Annotated in this window: 8 protein-coding genes; 7 read left to right on the forward strand and 1 reads right to left on the reverse strand. The window is 72.8% G+C overall.

Annotated elements, in window-relative coordinates:
- The first annotated feature begins 93 nt into the window (after window positions 1-93).
- From tsaB to ACZ4EF_RS17340, 5 genes are read left to right on the forward strand one after another with little or no spacing between them, the layout of a single operon-like run.
- Window positions 94-759, forward strand: a complete 666-nt coding sequence (gene tsaB, locus ACZ4EF_RS17320) for a tRNA (adenosine(37)-N6)-threonylcarbamoyltransferase complex dimerization subunit type 1 TsaB (protein WP_355336786.1) — start codon at window positions 94-96, stop codon at window positions 757-759.
- A gap of 44 nt (window positions 760-803) precedes the next feature.
- Window positions 804-1,331 carry a ribosomal protein S18-alanine N-acetyltransferase gene (gene rimI, locus ACZ4EF_RS17325; protein ID WP_401309506.1) on the forward strand — a complete coding sequence of 176 codons (528 nt, stop codon included), beginning with the start codon at window positions 804-806 and terminating at the stop codon, window positions 1,329-1,331.
- 5 nt (window positions 1,332-1,336) lie between these two features.
- Window positions 1,337-2,506, forward strand: coding sequence for a tRNA (adenosine(37)-N6)-threonylcarbamoyltransferase complex transferase subunit TsaD (gene tsaD / locus ACZ4EF_RS17330; protein WP_401855570.1), 1,170 nt, complete (start codon window positions 1,337-1,339; stop codon window positions 2,504-2,506).
- Window positions 2,503-2,775: a hypothetical protein gene (locus ACZ4EF_RS17335; RefSeq protein ID WP_391050434.1), complete on the forward strand. Its 273-nt coding sequence runs from the start codon at window positions 2,503-2,505 to the stop codon at window positions 2,773-2,775. The genes tsaD and ACZ4EF_RS17335 overlap by 4 nt, the downstream gene beginning before the upstream one ends.
- 19 nt (window positions 2,776-2,794) lie before the next feature.
- Window positions 2,795-3,727 (forward strand): polysaccharide deacetylase family protein, encoded by a 933-nt coding sequence (locus ACZ4EF_RS17340; protein WP_401723472.1) that lies wholly within the window; start codon window positions 2,795-2,797, stop codon window positions 3,725-3,727.
- On the opposite strand, the gene ACZ4EF_RS17345 is transcribed toward ACZ4EF_RS17340, so the two are convergent.
- Window positions 3,718-4,983 carry a class I SAM-dependent methyltransferase gene (locus ACZ4EF_RS17345; RefSeq protein ID WP_467346721.1) on the reverse strand — a complete coding sequence of 422 codons (1,266 nt, stop codon included), beginning with the start codon at window positions 4,981-4,983 and terminating at the stop codon, window positions 3,718-3,720. The two genes, ACZ4EF_RS17340 and ACZ4EF_RS17345, sit on opposite strands and share 10 nt — an antisense overlap.
- Before the next feature lie 231 nt (window positions 4,984-5,214).
- On the opposite strand from ACZ4EF_RS17345, the gene groES reads away from it, so the two are divergent.
- Window positions 5,215-5,523 carry a co-chaperone GroES gene (gene groES / locus ACZ4EF_RS17350; RefSeq protein ID WP_093740451.1) on the forward strand — a complete coding sequence of 103 codons (309 nt, stop codon included), beginning with the start codon at window positions 5,215-5,217 and terminating at the stop codon, window positions 5,521-5,523.
- Window positions 5,524-5,659: 136 nt separating this feature from the next.
- Window positions 5,660-7,285, forward strand: a complete 1,626-nt coding sequence (gene groL, locus ACZ4EF_RS17355; RefSeq protein ID WP_355336791.1) for a chaperonin GroEL — start codon at window positions 5,660-5,662, stop codon at window positions 7,283-7,285.
- Window positions 7,286-7,401 lie beyond the last annotated feature (116 nt).

Consider the following 7,401-nt stretch of genomic DNA (forward strand, 5'->3'; position numbering starts at 1 on the left):
TCCGGATGGGGTTCGCACATGCTCCCGGTTGACGGTAGCAGCCGCGCCGCCCGCGGCCACGACCGTACGGGCGCGCGCCGTACCCTTGGGGACGTGCTGCTGCTTGCCTTCGATACCGCCACACCCGCCGTCACCGCCGCCCTGCACGACGGGGAGCGGGTCCTCGCCGAGTCGACCGTCGTCGACGCGCGCCGGCACGGCGAGTTGCTGATGCCCGCGATCGACCGGGTCCTGGTCGCCGCCGACCGTACGCTCGCCCACGTCACCGGCGTCGTGGTCGGCGTCGGCCCGGGACCGTACACCGGGCTGCGGGTCGGCCTGGTGACGGCCGCGTCCTTCGGGGACGCGCTGGGCGTCCCCGTGCACGGCGTGTGCACCCTGGACGGGCTGGCCTGGGCCGCGGGCGCGGCCGGGCTCGACGGGCCGTTCACCGTGGCCACCGACGCCCGCCGCAAAGAGGTGTACTGGGCGCGCTACGACGACCCGCGGCACCGCGCCACCGAGCCCGCCGTGGACCGCCCGGCCGACATCGCGGACGCGGTACGCGGCCTGCCGTCGGTCGGCGCGGGCGCCGCGCTGTACCCGGAGGTCTTCACCGACCGCCGTCAGGGCACCGAGGACCAGTCGGCGGGCGCGCTCGCGGCGCTGGCCGCGTACCGGCTGGCCGCCGACGAGCCCTTCGACCCGCCGCTGCCGCTGTACCTGCGGCGGCCGGACGCGCAGGTGCCCGCCGGGTACAAGGCGGTACTGCCGAAGTGACCGGGGCCGCTCACGGGAGCGCCACCGCCGTGACGCTGCGCGAGATGCGCTGGTGGGACCTGGACGCCGTACTGGCCCTGGAACACGACCTGTTCCCCGAGGACGCCTGGTCGCGCGCGATGTTCTGGTCGGAGCTGGCCGACGCCCGGCACCCGGCCGCGACCCGCTTCTACGTGGTCGCGCAGGACGCCGGGGGACGGCTCGTCGGCTACGCGGGGCTCGCCGCCATCGCCGGAACGGGTGATGTGCAGACCATCGCCGCCGCCCGCGACCACTGGGGCACCGGGCTCGGCGCCCGGCTGCTCAGCACGCTGCTGCGCGCCGCCACCGACGCCGAGTGCCACGAGGTGCTGCTGGAGGTACGGGTCGACAACACCCGCGCCCAGCGGCTCTACCAGCGCTTCGGCTTCGAGCCGATCGGCTTCCGCAAGGGCTACTACCAGCCGGGCAACGTGGACGCCCTCGTCATGCGGCTCGCCGACCCGGCCGCCACCCCCGTCGCCCCCGCCGCCTTCGCGCAGACCGACGAAACCGACCCGGCCGCCCCGCCTCCCACCCGTACAGGAAACTGAGATCCATGGCTGACGAACCCCTTGTCCTCGGCATCGAGACCTCGTGCGACGAGACCGGCGTCGGCATCGTGCGCGGCCACACGCTGCTGGCCGACGCGGTCGCCTCCAGCGTCGACGAGCACGCCCGGTACGGCGGTGTGGTCCCCGAAGTGGCCAGCCGCGCGCACCTGGAGGCGATGGTCCCCACCATCCAGCGCGCGCTGAAGGACGCCGGGGTCGCCGCGAGCGACCTGGACGGCATCGCGGTCACGGCGGGCCCCGGGCTCGCGGGCGCGCTGCTGGTCGGGGTGTCGGCGGCGAAGGCGTACGCGTACGCGCTCGGCAAGCCGCTGTACGGCGTCAACCACCTGGCCTCGCACATCTGCGTCGACCAGCTCGAACACGGCGCGCTGCCCGAGCCGACGATGGCGCTGCTGGTGTCCGGCGGGCACTCGTCGCTGCTGCTCGCGCCCGACATCACCAGCGACGTACGGCCGTTGGGCGCGACCATCGACGACGCGGCGGGCGAGGCGTTCGACAAGGTCGCCAGGGTGCTGGGGCTCGGCTTCCCCGGCGGCCCGGCGATCGACCGGCACGCCCGCGAGGGCGACCCCGGGGCCATCGCCTTCCCGCGCGGCCTGACCGGCGGGCGCGACCCGGTCTACGACTTCTCCTTCTCCGGCCTGAAGACCGCCGTGGCGCGCTGGGTCGAGGCCCGGCGCAGGGACGGCCAGGACGTGCCGATCGCCGATGTGGCCGCGTCCTTCCAGGAGGCCGTGGTGGACGTGCTGACCCGCAAGGCGATCCGCGCCTGCCGGGACAACGGCGTCGACCACCTGATGATCGGCGGCGGTGTCGCCGCCAACTCCCGCCTGCGGTCACTGGCGTTGGAGCGCTGCGAGGACGCGGGCATCCGGCTGCGGGTGCCGCGCCCCGGCCTGTGCACCGACAACGGCGCGATGGTCGCGGCCCTCGGCGCCGAGATGGTCGCGCGCGGCCGGGCCTCCTCCACCCTCGACCTGCCCGCCGACTCCTCGCTGCCGGTCACGGAGGTGTCGGTGCCCGGCCACACCCACCCCGGCCCGCACGGCCACGGGCCGGGCCACGCGCACCCGCACGCACACGACCACGGGCCGGGCCACGCGCACGACCACGACCATGTGCACGAGCTGAGCAAGGACAACCTGTACGGATGACCGTCACGCTGATGTGGGAGGCCGCCGCCGCAGAAGGCCGCGGCCCCGACCTCCTCGACTGGGCCAGGAAGCAGGCCCGTACGCTCCCCGGCACGCCGACCCGCCGCGAATTCCTCACCGCGCCCGACGACCGGGTGCTCATCCTCACGTGGTGGGACGCGCCCTACGACGCCGTACTGCCGGAACTGCCCGACCCGGACGGGACGTTGGTGCGCCGCCAGGTGCACCGCTGGCGCTTCACCTCGGTGTCGGTGGAACCCGGCGCCTGAAAGTCGCATCAGCCAGGGTGTGCACCACGATCCCCTGACCCCCGTCCCCACCCGCGCCCGTCGCCGCCCCGGCGGTCGCCCGGGCCGTACCGGCAGCAGGGCCGCTCTCCCGCTGCTGGCGGCGGCCTGCCTGCTGCTCGTCGCGGGCTGCTCGGGCAGCACCTCGACGTCCGCCTCGACGCCCGGCCCGTCCGCGCCGACGGGCACGGCCACGAGCGCGGGCGGCACCGGGAAGCCCACCACGCCGGCCGGCTCCGCGCAGGCCGAGCGCGCCGCCGCCTTCCGCAAGTGGGGCATACCCGTGCTCGCGGACCCGCCCCCGCCGCCCGCGGTGAAGCCGGTCAAGACCGGCAAGGGGCTGTTGCCGGTGGTCAGCGACGTCCCGACGACGCGGAAGATCGTCTTCGTCACCTTCGACGACGGCGCGGAGAAGGACCCGAAGTTCGTGCGGATGATGCAGGACCTGAAGATCCCCTTCACCATGTTCCTGACGAACGCGATCATCCAGAACGACTACGGCTTCTTCAAACCGCTCCAGGCGCTGGGCAACTCGATCGAGAACCACACCCTGACCCACCCCAACCTGAACACCGAGTCGCTCGCCGCGCAGAAGCACGAGATCTGCGGCCAGCAGACGAAACTCACCCACGAGTACGGCACCGCGCCCGGCCTCTTCCGCCCGCCCTACGGCAACCACAACGCCGCCACCAAGGAGGCGGTGCGGTCCTGCGGTGGCCTGCGCGCGATCATCCTGTGGCGCGAGTCGATGCAGATCAAGAAGGTGCAGTTCCAGCGGCCCGACCACACGTTCCACCCCGGCGACATCATCCTGGCGCACTTCCGCGGGCCCAGTGAGCTCAAGGGCGAGTCGATGACGAAGATGACCGCGAACATGCTCCGGCAGATCGCCCAACAGGGCTTCACCGTGGCCCGGTTGGAGGACTACGTCTGAGAGGTCCCGGTCACCGGCCGCCCGAGCAGCATCGAGGGCGCGCCCGCCACCCGGGTCAGGAACACGGTCGCCGCGTGCGGCCCCCGCGGCTTGACCCGGCGCCGCACCTCCTCGGGCTCCACCGCCGACCCGCGCTTCTTCACCGTCAGCACGCCGACCTCGCGCTCCCGCAGCAGCGCCTTGAGCCGCTTCAGCCCGAACGGCAGCACATCGCCGATCTCGTACGCCGTCGCGTACGGCGTCGGCCGCAGCTCGTCCGCCGTCACGTACGCGATGGTCTCGTCGATCAGGCCGCCGTTCAGCGGGGCCGCCGCCTCCGCCACCAGATGCGCGCGGATCACCGCGCCGTCCGGCTCGTACAGATACCGGCCGACCGGGCGGACCTCCGGGTCGGGCAGCGGCGCCGCCGTGCGCAGACTGGCCCCGCCGGGCAGCAGCGTGGCGCGTACGGCGCCGGGCTCGGTGCCGAACCACAGCGCCGCCTCCTTCACGTCACCGCGGTCCGAGACCCACTCCGCCTCGGCCTCCGGCGGCACCGCCTCGTGCGGAATGCCGGGCGCGACCTTCACCGCGGCGAACGGCACCGCACGGGCCGCGGCCAACGCCCAGGACAGCGGCGGCGCGTACGCCTCGGGGTCGAAGGTCCGCCCGCCCGTCGCCCGGCCGCCACCCCTCATCGACGTGCCGCGCGCGGCCCCGCCCGGTCCGCCGGTCCGGCGCGCCGGGTCCACGAACACCGCGTCGAACCCGGCGGTGTCCACCTCCGTCACGTCCGCGCAGCGCACCTCGATCAGGTCGGCCAGGCCCAGCGCCGCCGCGTTCGCCCGCGCCGCCGCGCACGCCAGCGGGTCCCGGTCCACGGCCAGCACCTCGATCCCGGCCCGCGCCAGCGCGAGGGCGTCCCCGCCGATGCCCCCGCACAGGTCCGCCAGCCGCCGCACGCCGAGCGCCCTGAAGCGCTCCGCGCGGTGCGTCGCGACACTCTTCCGGGTGGACTGCTCCACGCCGTTCGGCGTGAAGTACATCCGGTACGCGTCCTCCTCGCCGAATTTCGCCACGGCCCGCTGCCGCAGCCGCGCCTGCCCCAGCGCCGCCGACACCAGCCCGGCGTCGTACGTGCGCCGCAGCCGGGTGGCCGCCGCCAGCTCGTCGGCGGGGCTGTGCTCCCGCAACTCCGCGAGCAGCGCCTGTCCGTCGCCGGACAGCAGCCCGGCAAATCCTTGGAGGTCCACCCGGCCATTGTCCCCGCCCGCCATGCGCCGGACGACGGGGCCTGGTACCCCCGAGGGGTACCCCTTTGGAGGGCGTCGCCTGGCACTCCGCTTGACCGAGTGCTAAGCGCGTCCTAGTCTCGGTTCTGGCACTCGGCACCGCTGAGTGCCAGCACTCAGCGACGGGCAGGTCCGGCACCCGCGACGACGGGCCTACCAGGTCGCCGACCCAGACAGACACTCTTCCGTGAGCCCTTTGAAGGGGGAGGTCGGATCGTGACGACCGCCAGCACCAAGGTTGCCATCAAGCCGCTCGAGGACCGCATCGTGGTCCAGCCGCTGGATGCCGAGCAGACCACGGCCTCCGGCCTGGTCATCCCGGACACCGCCAAGGAGAAGCCCCAGGAGGGCGTCGTCCTGGCCGTCGGTCCGGGCCGCTTCGAGGACGGCAACCGCCTGCCGCTCGACGTCTCCGTGGGCGACGTCGTGCTCTACAGCAAGTACGGCGGCACCGAGGTGAAGTACAACGGCGAGGAGTACCTCGTCCTCTCGGCTCGCGACGTCCTCGCGATCGTCGAGAAGTAAGCACCGCTTTTACCGCAGCAGTGAAACCACCCCGGGTTTCCGCGTCCTACGGACCGGGCGCCCGGGGTGGTTTCGTTGCCTGCTCCTGCCGTCCTTGACGACGTGATTTGACGAGTAGACGAGGTAGTTCACAGGCATGGCCAAGACCCTGAAGTTCGACGAGGACGCCCGTCGCGCCCTTGAGCGCGGCGTCAACAAGCTCGCCGACACCGTGAAGGTGACGATCGGTCCCAAGGGCCGCAACGTCGTCATCGACAAGAAGTTCGGCGCCCCCACCATCACCAACGACGGCGTGACCATCGCCCGTGAGGTGGAGCTGGAGGACGCCTACGAGAACCTGGGCGCCCAGCTCGTCAAGGAGGTGGCGACCAAGACCAACGACATCGCGGGTGACGGCACCACCACCGCGACCGTGCTGGCCCAGGCCCTGGTCCGCGAGGGCCTGCGCAACGTGGCCGCGGGCGCCTCCCCGGCCGCCCTGAAGAAGGGCATCGACGCCGCCGTCAAGGCCGTGTCCGAGGAGCTGCTCGCCACCGCCCGCGCGATCGAGGGCAAGGAGGACATCGCCGCCGTCGCCGCGCTGTCCGCGCAGGACAAGCAGGTCGGCGACCTGATCGCCGAGGCGATGGACAAGGTCGGCAAGGACGGTGTCATCACCGTCGAGGAGTCCAACACCTTCGGCCTGGAGCTGGACTTCACCGAGGGCATGGCGTTCGACAAGGGCTACCTGTCGCCGTACTTCGTCACCGACCAGGAGCGGATGGAAGCGGTCCTCGACGACCCCTACGTCCTCATCCACCAGGGCAAGATCTCCTCGATCCAGGACCTGCTGCCGCTGCTGGAGAAGGTCATCCAGTCCGGCGCGTCCAAGCCGCTGCTGATCATCGCCGAGGACGTCGAGGGCGAGGCCCTGTCGACCCTGGTGGTCAACAAGATCCGCGGCACGTTCAACGCCGTCGCCGTCAAGGCGCCCGGCTTCGGTGACCGCCGCAAGGCCATGCTGGGCGACATCGCGACGCTGACCGGCGCCACGGTCATCGCCGAGGAGGTCGGCCTCAAGCTCGACCAGGCCGGTCTCGACCTGCTCGGCACCGCCCGCCGCATCACCGTCACCAAGGACGACACCACGATCGTCGACGGCGCCGGTGACAAGGCCGAGATCGAGGGCCGCGTCAACCAGATCAAGGCCGAGATCGGCACCACCGACTCGGACTGGGACCGCGAGAAGCTCCAGGAGCGCCTGGCCAAGCTCGCCGGCGGCGTCTGCGTCATCAAGGTCGGCGCGGCCACCGAGGTCGAGCTCAAGGAGAAGAAGCACCGTCTGGAGGACGCCATCTCCGCGACCCGCGCCGCGGTCGAGGAAGGCATCGTCTCCGGCGGCGGCTCCGCGCTCGTCCACGCCGTCAAGGTCCTGGAGGGCAACCTCGGCAAGACCGGCGACGAGGCGACCGGTGTCGCCGTCGTCCGCCGCGCCGCCGTCGAGCCGCTGCGCTGGATCGCCGAGAACGCCGGTCTCGAGGGCTACGTCATCACCGCCAAGGTGGCCGAGCTGGAGAAGAACCACGGCTTCAACGCCGCCTCCGGTGAGTACGGCGACCTCGTCAAGGCCGGCGTCATCGACCCGGTCAAGGTCACGCGCTCCGCGCTGGAGAACGCGGCCTCGATCGCGTCGCTGCTGCTGACGACGGAGACGCTGGTCGTGGAGAAGAAGGAAGAGGAGCCCGCTGACGCGGGGCACGGTGGGCACGGTCACTCCCACTGAGTGACGTCCGTCGGTTCCACCGGGGCGGGGGGGGGGGGGGGGGGGGGGGGGGGGGGGGGGGGGGGGGGGGGGTGGTTGTGGGGGGGGGGGGGGGGGGGGCGGCGGGGGGAGGGAGA

This window comes from Streptomyces sp. NPDC025721 (genome assembly GCF_055558595.1).